This is a genomic window from Flavobacterium suzhouense (genome assembly GCF_042684765.1).
Classification (GTDB): Bacteria; Bacteroidota; Bacteroidia; order Flavobacteriales; family Flavobacteriaceae; genus Flavobacterium; species Flavobacterium suzhouense.
This window is the reverse complement of sequence record NZ_JBHUMD010000007.1, coordinates 122,541-140,108: the sequence shown is the minus strand read 5'-3', so window position 1 is coordinate 140,108 and position 17,568 is coordinate 122,541. Positions and strand designations below refer to the sequence as shown.

Annotated in this window: 18 protein-coding genes; 15 read left to right on the top strand and 3 right to left on the bottom strand. The window is 40.1% G+C overall.

Annotated elements, in window-relative coordinates; all coding sequences use genetic code 11:
- Window positions 1-25 precede the first annotated feature (25 nt).
- The 9 genes from nuoF to ACFSR3_RS05850 all read left to right on the top strand — a co-directional run bounded on the left by nuoF (window position 26) and on the right by ACFSR3_RS05850 (window position 9,725).
- Entirely contained in the window at window positions 26-1,393 is a 1,368-nt protein-coding gene (gene nuoF, locus ACFSR3_RS05890) for an NADH-quinone oxidoreductase subunit NuoF (RefSeq protein ID WP_114758186.1), read from the top strand.
- 101 nt (window positions 1,394-1,494) lie between these two features.
- The gene (locus tag ACFSR3_RS05885) at window positions 1,495-2,538 is read left to right on the top strand and encodes a 2Fe-2S iron-sulfur cluster-binding protein (RefSeq protein WP_114758187.1); all 1,044 of its coding nucleotides are present in this window, start codon (window positions 1,495-1,497) and stop codon (window positions 2,536-2,538) included.
- Between the two features lie 2 nt (window positions 2,539-2,540).
- On the top strand, window positions 2,541-3,581 hold the full coding sequence (gene nuoH, locus ACFSR3_RS05880; protein ID WP_379820141.1) for an NADH-quinone oxidoreductase subunit NuoH: 1,041 nt from the start codon (window positions 2,541-2,543) through the stop codon (window positions 3,579-3,581).
- Window positions 3,582-3,623: 42 nt separating this feature from the next.
- On the top strand, window positions 3,624-4,166 hold the full coding sequence (nuoI, locus tag ACFSR3_RS05875) for an NADH-quinone oxidoreductase subunit NuoI (RefSeq protein ID WP_114758189.1): 543 nt from the start codon (window positions 3,624-3,626) through the stop codon (window positions 4,164-4,166).
- Between the two features lies 1 nt (window position 4,167).
- Window positions 4,168-4,674 carry an NADH-quinone oxidoreductase subunit J family protein gene (locus tag ACFSR3_RS05870; protein WP_169519895.1) on the top strand — a complete coding sequence of 169 codons (507 nt, stop codon included), beginning with the start codon at window positions 4,168-4,170 and terminating at the stop codon, window positions 4,672-4,674.
- Window position 4,675: 1 nt separating this feature from the next.
- Window positions 4,676-4,996, top strand: coding sequence for an NADH-quinone oxidoreductase subunit NuoK (nuoK, locus tag ACFSR3_RS05865; RefSeq protein ID WP_379820140.1), 321 nt, complete (start codon window positions 4,676-4,678; stop codon window positions 4,994-4,996).
- 6 nt (window positions 4,997-5,002) lie between these two features.
- The gene (nuoL, locus tag ACFSR3_RS05860; RefSeq protein WP_379820139.1) at window positions 5,003-6,883 is read left to right on the top strand and encodes an NADH-quinone oxidoreductase subunit L; all 1,881 of its coding nucleotides are present in this window, start codon (window positions 5,003-5,005) and stop codon (window positions 6,881-6,883) included.
- Between the two features lie 10 nt (window positions 6,884-6,893).
- A complete protein-coding gene (locus ACFSR3_RS05855) occupies window positions 6,894-8,336 on the top strand; it encodes a complex I subunit 4 family protein (RefSeq protein ID WP_114758193.1) in 1,443 nt (480 codons plus the stop codon).
- A 12-nt stretch (window positions 8,337-8,348) separates the two neighbouring features.
- On the top strand, window positions 8,349-9,725 hold the full coding sequence (locus ACFSR3_RS05850; RefSeq protein ID WP_379820138.1) for an NADH-quinone oxidoreductase subunit N: 1,377 nt from the start codon (window positions 8,349-8,351) through the stop codon (window positions 9,723-9,725).
- A 72-nt stretch (window positions 9,726-9,797) separates the two neighbouring features.
- Here the strand turns inward: ACFSR3_RS05850 and ACFSR3_RS05845 are convergent, their stop codons facing one another.
- Window positions 9,798-10,550 carry an SDR family NAD(P)-dependent oxidoreductase gene (locus ACFSR3_RS05845; protein WP_379820137.1) on the bottom strand — a complete coding sequence of 251 codons (753 nt, stop codon included), beginning with the start codon at window positions 10,548-10,550 and terminating at the stop codon, window positions 9,798-9,800.
- 120 nt (window positions 10,551-10,670) lie between these two features.
- The gene (locus ACFSR3_RS05840; RefSeq protein ID WP_379820136.1) at window positions 10,671-11,621 is read right to left on the bottom strand and encodes a GLPGLI family protein; all 951 of its coding nucleotides are present in this window, start codon (window positions 11,619-11,621) and stop codon (window positions 10,671-10,673) included.
- A 106-nt stretch (window positions 11,622-11,727) separates the two neighbouring features.
- Here ACFSR3_RS05840 and ACFSR3_RS05835 point away from each other — a divergent pair, with 106 nt between their 5' ends.
- The 6 genes from ACFSR3_RS05835 to ACFSR3_RS05810 all read left to right on the top strand — a co-directional run bounded on the left by ACFSR3_RS05835 (window position 11,728) and on the right by ACFSR3_RS05810 (window position 16,460).
- Complete coding sequence (locus ACFSR3_RS05835) at window positions 11,728-12,999, top strand: Y-family DNA polymerase (protein ID WP_379820135.1); 1,272 nt, start codon at window positions 11,728-11,730, stop codon at window positions 12,997-12,999.
- On the top strand, window positions 12,990-13,442 hold the full coding sequence (locus ACFSR3_RS05830) for a LexA family protein (protein WP_169519902.1): 453 nt from the start codon (window positions 12,990-12,992) through the stop codon (window positions 13,440-13,442). Before ACFSR3_RS05835 ends, ACFSR3_RS05830 begins: the two co-directional genes overlap by 10 nt.
- 113 nt (window positions 13,443-13,555) lie before the next feature.
- The gene (locus tag ACFSR3_RS05825) at window positions 13,556-14,722 is read left to right on the top strand and encodes an MFS transporter (protein WP_379820134.1); all 1,167 of its coding nucleotides are present in this window, start codon (window positions 13,556-13,558) and stop codon (window positions 14,720-14,722) included.
- Window positions 14,723-14,929: 207 nt separating this feature from the next.
- Window positions 14,930-15,181, top strand: coding sequence for a hypothetical protein (locus ACFSR3_RS05820; protein WP_379820133.1), 252 nt, complete (start codon window positions 14,930-14,932; stop codon window positions 15,179-15,181).
- A gap of 45 nt (window positions 15,182-15,226) precedes the next feature.
- Entirely contained in the window at window positions 15,227-15,859 is a 633-nt protein-coding gene (locus tag ACFSR3_RS05815; RefSeq protein WP_379820132.1) for an outer membrane beta-barrel protein, read from the top strand.
- Window positions 15,860-15,866: 7 nt separating this feature from the next.
- Complete coding sequence (locus ACFSR3_RS05810) at window positions 15,867-16,460, top strand: hypothetical protein (protein ID WP_379820131.1); 594 nt, start codon at window positions 15,867-15,869, stop codon at window positions 16,458-16,460.
- 89 nt (window positions 16,461-16,549) lie between these two features.
- On the opposite strand, the gene ACFSR3_RS05805 is transcribed toward ACFSR3_RS05810, so the two are convergent.
- The gene (locus tag ACFSR3_RS05805) at window positions 16,550-17,494 is read right to left on the bottom strand and encodes a PorP/SprF family type IX secretion system membrane protein (protein ID WP_379820130.1); all 945 of its coding nucleotides are present in this window, start codon (window positions 17,492-17,494) and stop codon (window positions 16,550-16,552) included.
- Window positions 17,495-17,568: the final 74 nt, after the last annotated feature.

Sequence of the window (17,568 nt, the reverse complement as noted above, 5' to 3'; positions counted from 1 at the left end):
TTAGAGACCATTACACCAAGTAACGATGGGACAGAAAATATTATTAGAACACGCAAACGTACCGGGGATAAAAACCTATGAAGTATACCGCCAGCATGGTGGGTACCGCTCTGTAGAGAAAGCGCTGAAAAGCATGACTCCGGACGAAGTGGTAGAAGAAGTAAAAACTTCAGGACTTAGAGGCCGTGGAGGAGCAGGTTTCCCTACCGGTATGAAATGGAGTTTCATAGATAAAAAATCAGGCAAGCCAAGACATCTGGTTTGTAATGCCGATGAGTCGGAGCCGGGAACGTTTAAAGACCGTTACCTTATGGAGTACATCCCTCACCTTTTGATTGAGGGTATGATCACTTCGAGTTACGCTCTTGGTGCTAACCTGTCATACATCTACATCCGTGGCGAGTATATGTGGGTTTTCCGCATATTAGAAAAAGCTATTAAAGAAGCTTATGCAGCAGGATGGTTAGGTAAAAACATTTTAGGTTCTGGTTTCGACCTGGATCTTCACGTTCACTGTGGTGCCGGTGCTTATATCTGTGGTGAGGAAACTGCACTTATCGAATCGCTTGAAGGTAAAAGAGGTAACCCAAGGATTAAGCCGCCATTCCCTGCGGTAAGCGGACTTTGGTCTAATCCAACTGTGGTAAACAACGTAGAGTCTATCGCTGTTGTGCCATGGATCGTAAACAACTCAGGAGAAGACTATGCTAAAATTGGTATAGGACGTTCTACTGGAACAAAATTGATATCAGCTTCAGGACACATTAAAAACCCTGGGGTTTATGAAATAGAATTAGGCCTTAGCGTAGATGAGTTTATGAACTCTGACGAATACTTAGGCGGTATGATGAATGACAGGCCATTAAAAGCATTAGTTCCCGGAGGTTCTTCGGTGCCAATCCTTCCTGCGCATCTTATCTATAAAAATGCTGAAGGCGGCGACCGATTGATGAGCTACGAATCACTTTCTGAAGGTGGTTTTGCTACAGGTTCGATGCTGGGTTCAGGTGGTTTCATCGTATATAACGACACTACCTGTATCGTAAGAAATACATGGAACTTTTCTCGTTTTTACCACCACGAAAGCTGCGGACAGTGTTCGCCATGTCGTGAAGGTACAGGATGGATGGAAAAAGTACTGCACCGTATCGAAAATGGTCACGGCCGTGAAGAAGATATCGAGCTGCTTTGGGATATTCAGCGTAAGATTGAAGGAAATACCATCTGCCCTCTTGGTGATGCAGCAGCATGGCCGGTGGCAGCAGCGATACGCCACTTCAGGGATGAGTTTGAATACCACGTTCGTTTCCCTGAAAAAATCAAGAACAGAGACCACTTTGTAGCTGAACCTTTTGAAAAAGTGAAGCATTTAGTGGCAAAACAAACAGTATAAGTTAAAAGTTATAAAGTTGAATGTTTAAAAGTTCTCTCGAAAGCCTGAAAGGCGACAAACTTTAAAACAGTATAGCATTCAACTTTCAAACATATAGAATAATGAAAGTAACAATAGACGGACAGGAAATAAACGTAGAACCGGGGACCACCATCCTCCAGGCTGCGCGAATGATAGGCGGCGAATCCGTGCCGCCGGCAATGTGCTACTATTCTAAACTTAAAGGAAGCGGTGGTAAATGCCGTTGCTGCCTTGTAGAAGTTTCTAAAGGTAGCGAGGCCGATCCAAGACCTATGCCTAAACTGGTAGCATCATGCGTTACCGGTGTTATGGATGGTATGGAGGTTAAAAGCATCACTTCTGAAAGGGTTGTTGATGCACGTAAATCGGTTACGGAATTCCTACTTATAAATCACCCGCTGGATTGCCCTATATGTGACCAGGCCGGAGAGTGTGACCTGCAAAACCTAAGCTTTAAGAACGGTTCTGCAAAAACACGCTTTGTTGAAGAGAAACGTACATTTGAACCTGAAAATATTGGTGACAATATTCAGCTTCACATGAATCGTTGTATCCTTTGCTACCGTTGTGTTATGACAGCTGACCAGCTTACGGATAACCGTGTTCACGGCGTTCTTAACCGTGGTGACCATTCACAAATCTCTACTGCTATCTCTAAAGCTATCAATAACGAATTCTCAGGAAACATGATCGATGTTTGCCCTGTAGGAGCGCTTACCGATAAGACTTTCCGATTCAAACAAAGGGTATGGTTCAACAAACCATACAATGCTCACAGGGATTGTGACAAATGCTGTGGTAAAACTACGCTTTGGATGTTTGGTGAGGAGATTCAAAGGGTTACTGCACGTAAAGATGAATACCACGAAGTGGAAGAGTTTATCTGTAACGAGTGCCGTTTTGACCACAAAGACACTAAAGACTGGGTAATTGAAGGTCCTCGTAAATTTGAAAAAGATTCTGTTATCAACCAGAACAACTATACAAGGAAACTTGATACTGTTACTATTGAGACAGAAAAACAGATACTTTTAGGCCGCGAACAGGACAGGAAGAAAATCAGTATGCCTGCCGTTCCGCTAAAAAAAGACGAAGTTCAGGTATTTAAAGAAGGAAATATATAACTATGGATCAGGCAATAATTATAGAAAAAGGCATTTTCATAGTGGTAATCTTCGCGATCACCATGCTTTTTGCCATGTATGAAACCCTTGCAGAACGTAAAATTGCTGCATGGCTTCAGGATCGTATAGGTCCGAACCGTGCCGGAAAAGGTGGGATCCTTCAGCCACTGGCCGATGGTTTGAAACTTTTCTCTAAAGAGGAGTTCATGCCTAATACGCCAAACAAATTCCTTTTCATAGTAGGCCCTGCCATATCTATGAGTACAGCCCTTATTACAAGTGCCGTTATTCCGTGGGGGGATAAGCTTCATATCTTCGGGCGTGATGTTATCCTTCAGGCTACTGATATTGATGTTGCCATGCTTTATGTATTTGGCGTACTATCTGTAGGTGTATACGGTATCATGATCGGTGGATGGGCTTCTAACAACAAATTCTCGCTGATGAGTGCCATGCGTGCTTCATCACAAATGATATCATACGAGGTTGCAATGGGTCTTTCACTTATTGCACTGGTAATGATGACAGGAACATTGAGCCTTCGCGACATGGCTTTACAACAGCACGGAATGAACTGGAACATTTTCTACCAGCCGGTAGGTTTCCTTATCTTCCTGGTTTGTTCGTTTGCCGAAACCAACCGTACTCCGTTTGACCTTGCAGAATGTGAGGCCGAGCTAATCGGTGGTTACCATACGGAGTATTCTTCAATGAGAATGGGCTTTTACCTGTTTGCTGAATATGCGAGTATGTTCATTTCTTCAACTATCCTTGCGGTATTGTACTTTGGTGCTTACAACTATCCGGGTATGGACTGGGTTGCTGAAAATGCAGGAGCTAATGTTTCAAACATCGTCGGAATATTCGTATTGTTTGCTAAAATATGTGCCTTCATATTCTTCTATATGTGGATACGCTGGACAATCCCAAGATTCCGTTACGATCAGCTTATGAGACTTGGATGGCAAATGCTTATTCCGCTTGCCATTGCAAACATTATCATTACGGGAATTGTAATCCTGTTAAGCGACGGAAAACTTTAATTAAGTACGAAAAGAACGCCTTAGGGCAAAAAGAAATACAAAATGTCAATAGAAACCATATCATTATCGGGAAGGAAAAAGGAGGTATCTAACAAAAAGATGACCTTTCTAGAGAGCCTTTACCTTGTAGCGATCTTCAAAGGTTTGATGATCACGATCCGACATTTATTCACCAGGAAGGTAACTATTAAGTATCCTGAACAAACAAGGGAACTTAGCCCTGTGTACCGCGGACAGCATATGCTGATGCGTGACGATGAAGGCCGTGAGCGTTGTACCGCCTGCGGACTATGTGCGCTGTCTTGTCCTGCCGAAGCGATTACTATGAAAGCTGAAGAAAGAAAACCGGACGAAATGCACCTGTACAGGGAAGAGAAATATGCTTCTATCTACGAGATAAACATGCTTCGTTGCATCTTCTGCGGACTGTGTGAAGAAGCTTGTCCTAAACAGGCAATTTACCTTACCAAATCAAGAGTTATGGTAAAATCGAACAGCGACAGGGAAGACTTTATTTATGGTAAAGACAAACTTGTAATGCCGCTTGATATGGCTATTAATAACACTAAACAAATGGCGAACTAAGATGCTTTTAACTATATTCTATATACTATCGGCCATTACATTAGCAACTGCGTTTTTAACTATTCTTAGTAAAAACCCAATTCACAGTGCTATTTACCTTGTATTATGTTTCTTCTCAATTGCCGGGCATTACCTTATGTTTAATGCGCAGTTTTTGGCAATAGTGCATATTATTGTTTACTCAGGTGCTATCATGATCCTGATGCTCTTTACGATAATGCTCATGAACCTTAATAAGGAAGACGAAAAAAACAAATCAATGCTAAGCAGGATTGCTGCTGTTGTATCATTCTGCCTTGTGGCATTTGTACTTTTAGCGACATTTATCAAAGCACAGCCAACGATAACCCAATATGCTGTTTCAGGTAAGGATTACCAATCTATTAAAGTACTTGGACAGGTATTACTTAACGAGTATATGCTGCCGTTTGAATTTGCGTCAGTACTGCTATTGGTTTCGATGATTGGTGCCGTATTGCTATCTAAAAAACAACACATCAACAACTAGTATGGAAAATATATTACAGGAAATAGGCATCGAAAACTACATTTACCTTTCTACACTACTGTTTTGTGTTGGTATATTCGGTGTGCTTTACAGACGAAATGCTATCGTAATGTTCATGTCAATAGAGATTATGCTTAATGCGGTTAACCTTTTGCTGGTAGCTTTTTCTACCTACCACCAGGATGCCACAGGACAGGTATTCGTATTCTTCTCTATGGCAGTAGCTGCAGCAGAAGTAGCTGTAGGTCTTGCTATACTTGTAGCAGTATACAGGAACCTGAACAACATTGACATTGATAATTTGAAAAATTTAAAAGGATAACGCCTGATGGATACAAATTTGGCTTTACTATTATTATTCGCCCCGTTTGCAGGTTTCTTGCTTAACGTTTTCTTTGGCAAAAAACTTGGCAAAGGTGCATCGGGCACATTAGGAACCCTTGCAGTAGCAACATCATTTGTTGTAACACTAACGTTCTTCTTACAGGTAATAAATACCGGAAAACCGGTAATGGTTGACCTGTTTGAATGGCTAACACTAGCTAACTTCAATGTAAACTTCGGTTTCCAATTAGACCAGCTTTCGCTACTATGGTTAATGTTTGTTACCGGTATCGGTACACTTATCCATGTATATTCTATAAGCTATATGCATGACGATGAGAACATGCACAAATTCTTCGCTTACCTTAACCTTTTCGTATTCTTTATGATTACGCTTGTAATGGGAAGCAACCTTCTTATAATGTTTATCGGCTGGGAAGGTGTTGGACTTTGTTCTTACCTGCTAATTGGTTTCTGGTACAAAAACCAAGACTACAATGATGCTGCGAAAAAAGCATTCATTATGAACCGTATTGGTGACTTAGGTTTCCTTATCGGTATCTTTATCATCGGATATTTATTCCACTCATTAGACTATACCACTATCGCTACTGCCCTTTCTTCCGGCGCAGAGGTAGATGCAACCTGGTTAAGCATTGCTGCATTATGCCTTTTCATAGGTGCTTGTGGTAAGAGTGCACAGTTGCCATTATACACATGGTTACCGGATGCGATGGCAGGACCTACACCGGTTTCAGCCCTTATTCACGCAGCTACGATGGTAACAGCCGGTATCTTCATGGTTACGAGAATGAACTTCCTGTTTAACCTAACACCTGATGTACAAACTGTAATTGCAGTGGTAGGAGCTATTACTTCACTAATTGCTGCAGCTATAGGCCTTGTTCAGAATGACATCAAAAAAGTGCTTGCTTACTCTACAGTATCGCAATTAGGACTAATGTTCCTTGCCCTTGGTCTTGGTGCTTATGAGATTGCTGTTTTCCACGTAATAACACACGCATTCTTTAAAGCATGTTTATTCCTTGGTTCAGGTTCTGTTATCCACGCGCTTCATGGCGAGCAGGATATGCGCAACATGGGCGGACTTAAAGGTGTAATGAAGATAACTTACATTACATTCCTTATCTCAACACTTGCTATCTCAGGATTACCTCCATTTTCAGGTTTCTTCTCTAAAGATGAGATCCTGATGACGGCTTTCCACCAAAATAAAGTGCTTTGGGTAATCGGATCGTTAGCGTCAATCATGACAGCTTTCTATATGTTCCGTTTACTATACCTCACTTTCTACAAAGACTTCAGAGGTACAGAAGAGCAAAAACACCATTTACACGAATCTCCGGGACTAATTACATTCCCTCTTATCGTTTTAGCAATTCTTGCTTTAGTTGGAGGAGTTATCAGCCTTCCGGGCAACAGCTGGCTAAATCATTATCTTGCGCCTGTTCTTGCTAAGCCGGCGCATCACCATGAACTTGACGGTACTGCATACATGCTTATGGGTATTGCTGTAGTAGGTGCGCTAATCGGTATCGGAGTAGCTTATTCAAAATACATCAGACAATCGGCTGTACCTGCACAGGATAGTGAGATTACAGGCTTTGCTAAAGTATTGTATAACAAATTTTATGTAGACGAGATTTACACTGCCATAATTGTAAACCCAATTTATGCAATCGGAAGTTTCTTCAGAGATGTTACCGAGGCAGCTTTTTCAGGCTTCATATTCGGTCTGGGCAAAGTGGCAAATATGCTGGGCAGCGAAGGAAAAACCCTTCAGACGGGAAGTATCGGCTTTTACCTTTTTGCATTCGTGCTGGGTATCTGCTCAATAGTAGTTTATATATTTTTGGCAAAATAATTCATAACTGATGGACATATCATTTGTACTTATTATCTTATTATTCGGGGCAGCAGCAAGTTACTTTGTAGGCGACAAATGGGCCTCTAAAGCAGCACTTATTTTCAGTACGGCTGCATTTGCTGCGACTGCTTACCTTACTTATAAATATACAGGGGGGGCCTCTGTTAGCTACATTAAAACGTGGGTTGAAAATCCTATGATCATTTTAGGATTCCAGGCAGATTCGCTATCGCTTACCATGCTTTTGCTAACTACAGCGCTTACCCCAATAATTATACTGGCAACCTTCAGAAATTCGATTAATAATTCAAGAACTTTTTATGCACTTATCCTTTTCATGGCATTTGCCATGGCAGGTACATTTGTAAGCGTTGATGGTTTTGTTTATTATATCTTCTGGGAACTTTCGCTAATTCCAATTTACTTTATTTCACTTCTGTGGGGTAATGGCGACTGGGAAAGCAGAAAAAAGGCTGTTGTAAAATTCTTTATCTACACATTTGCAGGTTCACTTTTCATGCTGGTAGCCTTTATATACCTGTATCAAAAAGGTGGAAACTTCCTGAACACAACGCTATACAGAGCTATATTAACTGACAAAGAACAGTTTTTTATATTCCTGGCATTCTTCTTAGCTTACGCTATAAAAATTCCAATCATACCTTTCCATACATGGCAGGCTAATGTATACCAAAAGTCACCTACCGCTGGTACCATGCTTTTATCGGGTATCATGCTTAAGATGGCTATTTACAGTATCATCAGATGGCAATTACCTATTGCCCCTAAACCTGCAACTGAATATATGTATGTTTTTGTTGGCCTTGGTATTGCCGGTGTTATATATGGATCCATCCTTGCACTGAAACAGACAGACATCAAAAAACTACTTGCTTATTCATCGCTTGCTCACGTAGGACTTATCGCTGCCGGTGCTTACACACTTACGCTTGATGGTATCCGTGGTGCTTTCCTTCAAATGCTTGCTCACGGTTTCGTAGTAGTAGGACTATTTTATGCTGCTGAGATTATTTCACGCAGGTATGCTACAGGAGAGATTAGCGAGATGGGGGGAATAAGAGTACAGACGCCTAAGTTTGCTTCAATGTTCATGATATTGGTACTGGCATCGGTAGCCATGCCGTTAACTTTTAACTTCATTGGAGAATTTGAATTGCTGTACAGTATGGCACAAACGCATATATGGTTTGCCGTAATTGCAGGAACAACAATTATACTGGGTGCTTTTTACATGCTAAAAATGTTCCAGCAGGTAATGCTTGGTGAGCAAAATGCTAAACCGTTTGCAGATGTTACTTTTGGCGAAGCTTTTGTTTTCATAGCAATTATTGCCGTATTGATATTCTTTGGTATCTATCCGAAACCAATTACCGAATTTATTACTCCGGAACTTGAGAGACTTGTTCGAATTATAAACAGATTTAATTAAGCCCGATATAAGATGTATACATTAATAGCTATTGCAGGATTAGGGATTATATGCCTTATAGCTGAGATTTTTAACTTAAGAAAGGCTATCGTTCCTATCACTATTTTGGGATTATTAGGATCGCTTGCGCTTACAGTGCCGGATTTTGGACATTACTACCGCTATTTTAACAGCATGGTGATCACCAATAATTTTTCGGCAGCATTTTCGTGCTTATTTATAATACTTACGATTTTCCTTATTGCACTTACTCCGGATTTTCACAAAGAGCATAAAGCCAAACTATCTGATTTTGTAGCCATAAAACTTTTCCTTTTAACGGGAGCTATTGCAATGGTATGTTTTGGAAACCTTGCGATGTTCTTCCTTGGAATCGAGATTCTTTCTATCGCACTTTATGTACTGGCAGCCAGCCAGCCTAAAAACCTGAAAAGTAACGAAGCAGGTATGAAATACTTCCTTATGGGAGCTTTTGCCTCAGGTTTCATTCTTTTTGGTATAGCACTTATTTATGGCGCAACAGGTTCATTTGACACTTCTGTTATCTATGGTAAGATTCTTGAAAACCAACCTATGCCCGCATGGTACTTTATCGGTATTGTAATGATGTCAATAGGTTTGTTATTCAAAATTGCAGCTGTTCCGTTCCATTTCTGGGCACCGGATGTATATGAAGGATCACCTGCACTTACAACAGCAACAATGAGCACACTAACAAAGGTTGCTGCCATTGCTGCCTTCTTTAAGCTTATGACAAGCCTGAACCTTACGGTTCCGGGTACTTATATTACAATAATAAGTATTGTTTCGATACTGTCTATGACAGTGGGTAACATTACCGCTTTAGTACAGACTAACGTAAAACGTATGCTTGCATTTTCGGGTATATCACATGCCGGATTCATGCTAATGGTATTCTTTAACCCTATCGAAACTCCTGCTACACTATTATACTATACTGCTGCTTATGCATTTGCAGGGATTGCTGCCTTTGCTGTTATCCTTTCTGTTTGTGGTGATAAAGGAAACGAAGAGGTATATAACTTTAACGGACTTGGAAAACGCAACCCTCTTATGGCTGCAGTATTAACGTGTTCGTTATTATCAATGGCTGGGATTCCTATTTTCTCAGGTTTCTTTGCTAAATTCTTCCTGTTCAACCAGGTTTTAAGCACAGGCCATGTGGCAATCGTTATCATAGCTATTCTTAACTCTATCGTGAGTGTTGGATACTACTTCAAACTGATTCTGGCCATGTATACTAAAGAAGCTACTTCTGAGGTTCAGCCTACACCGGTTATGTATACAATCGTAGCTGTACTTTCTATAGCTCTTAATATTGCTATGGGACTTCAGCCTGACTTTGTACTTGGGCTATTGAAAATATAAAACAAAAACTGACATAATGCTAAAAGGCCACCGTTTTACCCCGGTGGCCTTTTCTTTTATAACTAACCTGAATTAAATAGAAGTATATCCTCCGTCGGCAATAACATAACTGCCTGTGGTAAATGAGGATTTATCTGAACTCAGGAACAATACCAGCTCTGCAATCTCCTGAGGTGTACCCAGCCTTTTCATAGTACTCTTATCGGCAACTGCCTGCATCATATCTTTATTAAGATGATCTGTCAGCAGCGGAGTTTCGATATAACCCGGCCCAACAGCATTACAGCGGATATTTTTCTCGCCATATTCAGATGCAATATTTTTAGTAAGACCCACTACCCCATGCTTAGAAGCCGTATAAGCCGGACTGTTAGGGGCGGCCACAGTACCATGTATAGAAGCAATATTTACAATGCTTCCTCCTCCGTTCTTCATCATCTGTTCAATCTCATAACGACAGGCATAAAACACACCATTAAGGTTCAATGCAATTACCCTGTCCCATGCAGCAGGATCGTATTCTCCTGTTGGCGCTGCAGGTCCGCCCATACCGGCATTATTGCAGGCGATGTCCAATCTGCCGTATTTAGCAACAACGGCTTCAACCAGTTTTTTGTTCTCTTCGGCAACAGACGAATCAGCTTTAACAAAAAAAGCCTCTCCTCCGGCTTCCTGTATTGCTTTTACGGTAGCATTACCGTGTTCTTCGTTAATATCTGTGATTACTACTTTAGCTCCTTCGCGTGCATATGTTTCTGCAACTGCACGTCCTATACCCGATCCGGCACCTGATACTACAGCTACCTTATCTTTTAATAATGACATAATGTATGAATTTTAAAATGTATACTAAATTTACGAATAAAGCAGCCAAAAGCCTGTTACCCAGAGGTTACTTAACACTACTTTAACGAACCTGTACAGCATTTTAAAACATAGCAGAAATCAAAATTTACTGAAGTCAGGAAGCGTTAAATCTTCACCTCCTTTTTTATTCGGATCTAACAGGTTTTTATAGTCAATTCCCTGTAAAACACGTTTGGTATCTTTGGTTTCCCATTCGTATACCTTTTCATGTGATTCTTTTCTTTTATTAAGAATTGCCCTTTCAGAAGGGAGTTCGCTTAAAAACATTTTCCCACCAAACGGTTTAAATTTTTCATTGGATTCGCTAACAAAATAGTATTGAAAATTATCCCTGAATAGAACTTCTTCTTCGATTGTTTTCACCACATCTTCCACAGGCGCTTCTATTGTTTGATTATTGCTGCACGGATAACAAACTTCAAAGGCTTTATACATAGTGTCTCTGCCATTCATACCTACATTATGCACGGTGGCTTCCAGAATCACACCCGGCAAACCAAACAGCTTTAAAGGCCCATACGGCAATGGTATACTATCAGTATACCAAACGGTATATTTTGTACCCCTGAAAACAGTCGTAGCCTTCTTAACGTTGTATCCGGCAATCACTTTGGTTTTTTCAGACAGTTCCCATTTCATCTCTACCCAGTTATCCTTAACTACATAGGGCGGAAAACTGGCAAGTTTAAGCTGGTTATAGGTAATCTCTTTAGTTATGAAATTCCTATAGACCATAAACCCTTTTTCAGATGATGTCGGGCCGACATAACCTATTCCTGCCGAATCACCCATTAATTCACCTGTATTATGTTTTTCTTCCATGCCAAACCTTCCGGTAACAAAAACAGTTTCGCCAGAATTGAAATTGAGAAAAGCCGGAGCATCAACGTACTCCTGGCTAAAAGGAGAAACCTGTCTTGTAAAAATATACTTTACGTAACCTGACTGCAGGCTGTCCGCCACCTGCATGTCCTGTGCAATACCTTTAAAGGTCAAGCAGAAGAAAACTAAAAATATTATTTGTTTCATATAACCAAAATCTTACAAGATTAAAAATAACTAATTAACCAATACCGCTAACACCTCATCACGTTTTTAACAACAAATCAATCCGTTTTTGAACTAACTTTGTAGCATGTATGCCCTCGTAGACTGTAATAACTTTTATGTATCCTGTGAAAGGGTTTTCCAGCCGCAATGGCAGGGTAAACCTGTTGTGGTATTGTCTAACAACGACGGCTGCATCATTTCCCGAAGCGATGAGGCTAAAGCTATGGGCATACCTATGGGAGCCCCTGAATTTAAAGTAAGGGAACAGCTTAAAGCAGACAACGTAAAAGTATTCTCAAGCAACTATTCGCTCTATGGCGACCTTAGCGACCGTGTTTTTGGCATCCTGCGTACCTTTACCCCTAATGTCGAAGAATATAGCATAGATGAAGCATTTCTGGATTTTTATGGGGTTTCTATTGAAGACTATCATGCGTATGGCACCACAATGAAAAAGCGCATAATGAAATGGCTCAGTATACCGGTCTGTGTAGGCATCGCACCAACAAAAACCCTTGCCAAGGCTGCAAACCGCATTGCACGAAAATATCCCGACAGGACGCTGGGCACTTATGTTATCGACTCTGAAGAAAAACGTATAAAAGCACTAAAATGGCTTAAAATAGAGGATGTCTGGGGCATTGGGTACCGCACCGTAAAAAAGCTCAAAGCCCGTAATGTACTTACTGCTTATGATTTTGTACAGCCTCATATGGAGCAGTGGATACAAAATGAAATGGGCGTGGTAGGCAAACGCATTAAATGCGAACTTGAAGGCACACCTACCCTGGGCAGCGGTGAAGTTCCGGAAAAGAAAAAGAGCATTGCAACTACACGCAGTTTCCCTAAACAACTTACGGATTATGATCTTATCCGTGAACGCGTATCCACTTTTGCAACGGTTACAGCCGAGAAGTTACGCAAGCAAAACTCACTATGCCATACCATTATTGTAATGCTTGTTGCCGATAAGCACAGCATCAATAATCCAAAATACTATTACAGCAGATCGGTTACCCTGCCTTATGCCACAGCCTCTGCACTTACCATTAGCAATGCCGCGGTAGAACTGCTAAAAAATATGCTGGAAAATATTGACACCATAAAATTTAAAAAAGCCGGTGTAGTGGTTACGGAACTGATTCCTGACAATGCAAAACAGTTTAACATGTTCGATGACGAAGACCCAAGACACCAGGCCCTGATGAAGGCCATGGACAAAGTAAACACAAAACATGGCGGACGCAAAATACGACTGGCCACTCAGGCAAAAAAAACCTGGGATATGAACCAGAAAATGTTATCGCCCCGCTATACCACTGATATTAATGATATACTTGTAGTACAATGCCGATAAAGAAAAATCATATCCCTAAAGTTTCTGTACATCCACCCGATCTTGAGAGTGGTACGTCGCAGCCTTTTGTATCTCATGGGGTAAAGGCCGGTTTTCCATCTCCGGCACTGGATTTTATGGAATACAAGATTGATCTTAACAAAGTGGTATCAGACAGAAATCCCCTGGCTACCTTTTATATAAAAGTTGATGGAAACTCCATGACCGGAGCGGGTATAGATGATGGTGATATTTTAGTTACCGACCGTAGCCTTGAACCCGCCGACGGAAAAATAGCCGTTTGCCTTATTGATGGTGAATTTACGGTAAAGCGTTTAAAAATTGATACCGACTGCCTTTACCTTATGCCCGAAAATCCGGACTACCCTCCGGTAAAAGTTACCGAAGATAACCAGTTTGTTATCTGGGGTATAGTCACTTACATTATTAAGAAGGTAGGATAACCAAAAGTTAATGAGGTGTGACATCAGTACTTATGGTATGATTGTGGATATTTCTAACAGGGAACATTGATAAATTCCCGACCTTTATAGTTCCAAAAAACACACACAATTTTATGCAGGATACTCCTATCACCAAAACACAGCTTTTGGTCATGTCGGCTGCAGCAGGTATTTGCGTAGCCAATATTTATTACAACCAACCCATACTTAAAGACATAGCACACGATTTTAGCGTTAGCGAAAGCCACGCCGGAATTCTATCAGTGTTAGCGCAGGCAGGCTATGGACTTGGGCTTTTCTTCATCACCCCTCTTGGCGACAAGATAAACCGAAAGAAACTCATACTACTGCTTCAGTTAGTATTGGTTGGCACCTTAGTAGGTACAACCTTTGTTCAGAACTTTTTCTGGGTGAGTGTTTTCAGCCTTCTTATTGGTTTGCTAAGCGTAGCAGCACAGGTGATACTGCCGTTAGCTGCCAGTATGGATAGCGTGAACCGTGGGCGTAATGTAGGTATTATCATTACCGGTATACTTATAGGGATACTGGCCGCAAGGGTATTTAGCGGCCTTATTGCCGAATGGGCCAACTGGCGTTGGGTATATGGCATATCGTCTGTTATGGTAATGCTTGGCGCATTAACCTTCCAGTTTACTATTCCTGACCGAAAACAGGTTATGTTTGAAGGCAATTATATACAGCTTTTAGGATCAGCATTACAGCAGTTTAAACGTTTTGCCTTATTACGAAGAACGGCTCTTTTAGGCGGACTTGCCTTTGGTATCTTCTGTTCGTTCTGGACGACACTAACGTTTCACCTCAGCGGAGCACCTTTTAACTTTGGTACAGATATCATCGGACTATTTGGTATACTGGCTATAGGTGGTGCCATGATAGCCCCATTGGTAGGAAAACTGGCCGATAAAGGAAACCCTGCACGTTCGCAGGCAATTTCCATTGGCCTTGTACTTATCTCAATACTGCTTGTAATGATAATGCCCGAATCGGTAGTGGCATTCATCATTACGGTATTGCTGCTTGATGTAGGTGTACAGGCTACACAGGTAACCAATATTGCAACTATATATACCCTTGATGCCACTGCGCATAGCCGTATCAATACTGCTTATATGACCACTTATTTTATTGGTGGTGCACTGGGCACATTTGTAGGTATCCGTTGTTGGGACGCCGGAGGATGGCCTGTTGTTACATGGCAATTGCTGTTATGGTGTATTGCATGTTTAGTAATTGCGGTTTGGGGGTTGAGGAAAACATAATAGCCAACACTACAGGTTTTTAGCATTTTTTTAACAAAAATATAGCGACATATTTTTAATTTAGCTACTCATCCTCAATTACTAAAACTTTTATTATGAAAAAAATCTTATTCATGGCAATGGGATCCAAATTGGACTCCAATTGAAAATACACAACAAATTTTATGTTATGTAAAAAGGGGTGATGGAGGTAATACTTCTTACAACGTGAATACTAAACTTAGTTTAAATGCAGCAGGGGAATTTTCTCCCGAAACAACTATGACTGTAACTCATACAGGATCTGTAAGCAAATCCTATTTTAAAGGTAATAGAGAACTAGACAGAAGCCAAGTGCTGACTACAATTATTGGCGGATCAGAACCAGATAATGCAATATATACACATAATAATGCTATTATTATGTTCGAAGAATTGACAGATTTGAATATTTTTTTGAACATTATTATACTTTCCTAGGTGATTAATTAATATGGGGAGGGAATTTCCCCTACCCCTTACAATATGCTAAATACTTCAAAATTTTTATTAGTTATCTGTCTCTACAGTTTCGTATCACTATATTCTCAAGAAAAAAAATCATCTGTAAGCCTTACAGGTTATTATGTAGATTTTGATGATTATCTTTCAGGTTTTGGCTACAATATAGGATATCAATATAAACTTACTGGTTATTTATTACTTGAAGCATCATTAACACATGTAAGCGGAAGTGATTTTCCTAATGATTTTACATATAACACGGCCTCTAATAACAACGAAGATAAATGGTATACCAAAACAGCAATGACTACAGCTGGTACTAATCTTCATCTGACATTTGTAAACGAAGGTCATAACTATTTATCTTTCTACACCGGAATAGGGTGCCTTTGGCTTGATGGAACCGACTTTGTACAAATTAAAATTCCTGCATTTATAGATGGTCAGGATGTGACTATTGTGTCATCGGAAATGCTATCAAAAAAATCTTCGTACTTGTCCCGAACAATAGGATTAAGATATAAGTACAAATTAAATAATAATTTCAGTGTAGGGATTGATTTGAATATTACCCAAACCTTTAAAGGCAAAAATAATTACATATTACCCGATAACTTTAGAGCAATCGGCCTTACACTATCAAAATCGTTTTAAATCATATATGACTCAAAAAATCACTTTACTTTTATTATTTATTTCTGCTTTTTGTTTCTCTCAACAGGATACAACATTAAACCATAAATATAGAATCTATTTTGATACTGGCCTCTATAAAACATCATATCGCTATGCTGATAAACCTGGTATGTTCTTACAGGCTGGTACGGGCTTAAAACTCAACAAATACTTTTGGTTTAATTTCGACATTATTCACTATGAATCAAAAGGAGATTATGAAAATAATTTGTTTTCGACAACAACAACTGCAACTTCAGGATGGATGTTTATGCCAAATTTTTCAAAAGATTTTATTTTTTCACAAAAGCATCATTTAACAGCCTCACTTGGCTTTTTCTATTTAAGAGAATATTCAAGTAGACCTGAATTTGTATCTTACACAGATGGAACCCAAACTTATATTGATTTATATATGAGTAATCAAAAAGTTGACGATTTTGGTCTATTTTTAAGCGCTGCCTATAAGTACAAACTGAATAAAAATGTATTTATTGGTCTACAATTATCATCATATGTACAACTATATATCTCCCCAGAAGCTTTTATGATAGGCCCCTCACTAGAATTCAGACTCTAATAAAAAAGCCTCACTTTCGTGAGGCTTTTTCCATAAATCACAAGTGTGATTTGGATTAGAAACTTGGGGGAATCTAATATCGCTATATCTTAGTGTGTACCATTGGTACAAGGACAGTCGCTAATACCCTGGAAAATATCAAGACCAATGGTTACCATATGTGTTCCGTTGTTATAAGCTAACAGTTCGTTGGTAGTTACCTGGTACGAGTAGGCAAAATAAAAGTTATGGTACTTAAGCCCAACCATTGGGCCTATGTTTAACGGATCTCCAAACTGGTCATTCAGGAAACGGTAGTTGATACCCGCCCAGTAATAATTCTCATTATCCATATAACGGAACTTAAGGTTAAAGTCGGTACTCGACCTTCCATCAGCTTCAAAATAGTGGAAGTAAGCCGAAGGCTCAACTTCAAAATTACTGCTTCCTCTAAAAGTATAACCGGTATATACCTGATAGTTCCTTAATTTCTTAGGCTCATTGATCCCGTAAATGTCAATGTCTTTGTTTAGGATATTACCGGCAGTGAAGCTTGCATAAAAAGCGCCCTGGCGGTAAAGCGCCGACACATCGAAGTTGTGGTTTACTGTATAACGGTTGTTGTTAACCGAACCATCAGGAGTTTGCATGTCTTCAATATCAATCTTAAACTGGTTCATGTTATACGATAAACCTAGCGAAAGATACTGCTCATAGTAATCATCGAGAATAAGGTGGTGAGCATACGAAATCCTTCCACCATATTGTCTTGTATAACCATTCTTATCATTGTAAAGGAATATCCCTACCCCATCGTGAGCCGTTATCCTTGCGTCGGCAGCCAGCGACTGGTTATCGGGAGCATCTTTTAAACCTACCCACTGCGTAAGGCCATTGGCTCTTATTTTAACATAGTCCCCAATCCCGGCATAGGCAGGAGAAATAACAAATGGGTTGTCTGCCAGATATTGTGTAAATGTAGGTATGTTAAGCTCCTGTGCATTTACAAACGGGAAAGCTATGATTAGTACTAGCAGGGTAATTATTTTTTTCATTGTGTCCTTATGTTTTTGTCCAAATTGAAATTTTTAAATCAGGCCACGCCATGTAGTAAGCGTGGCCGTCATTA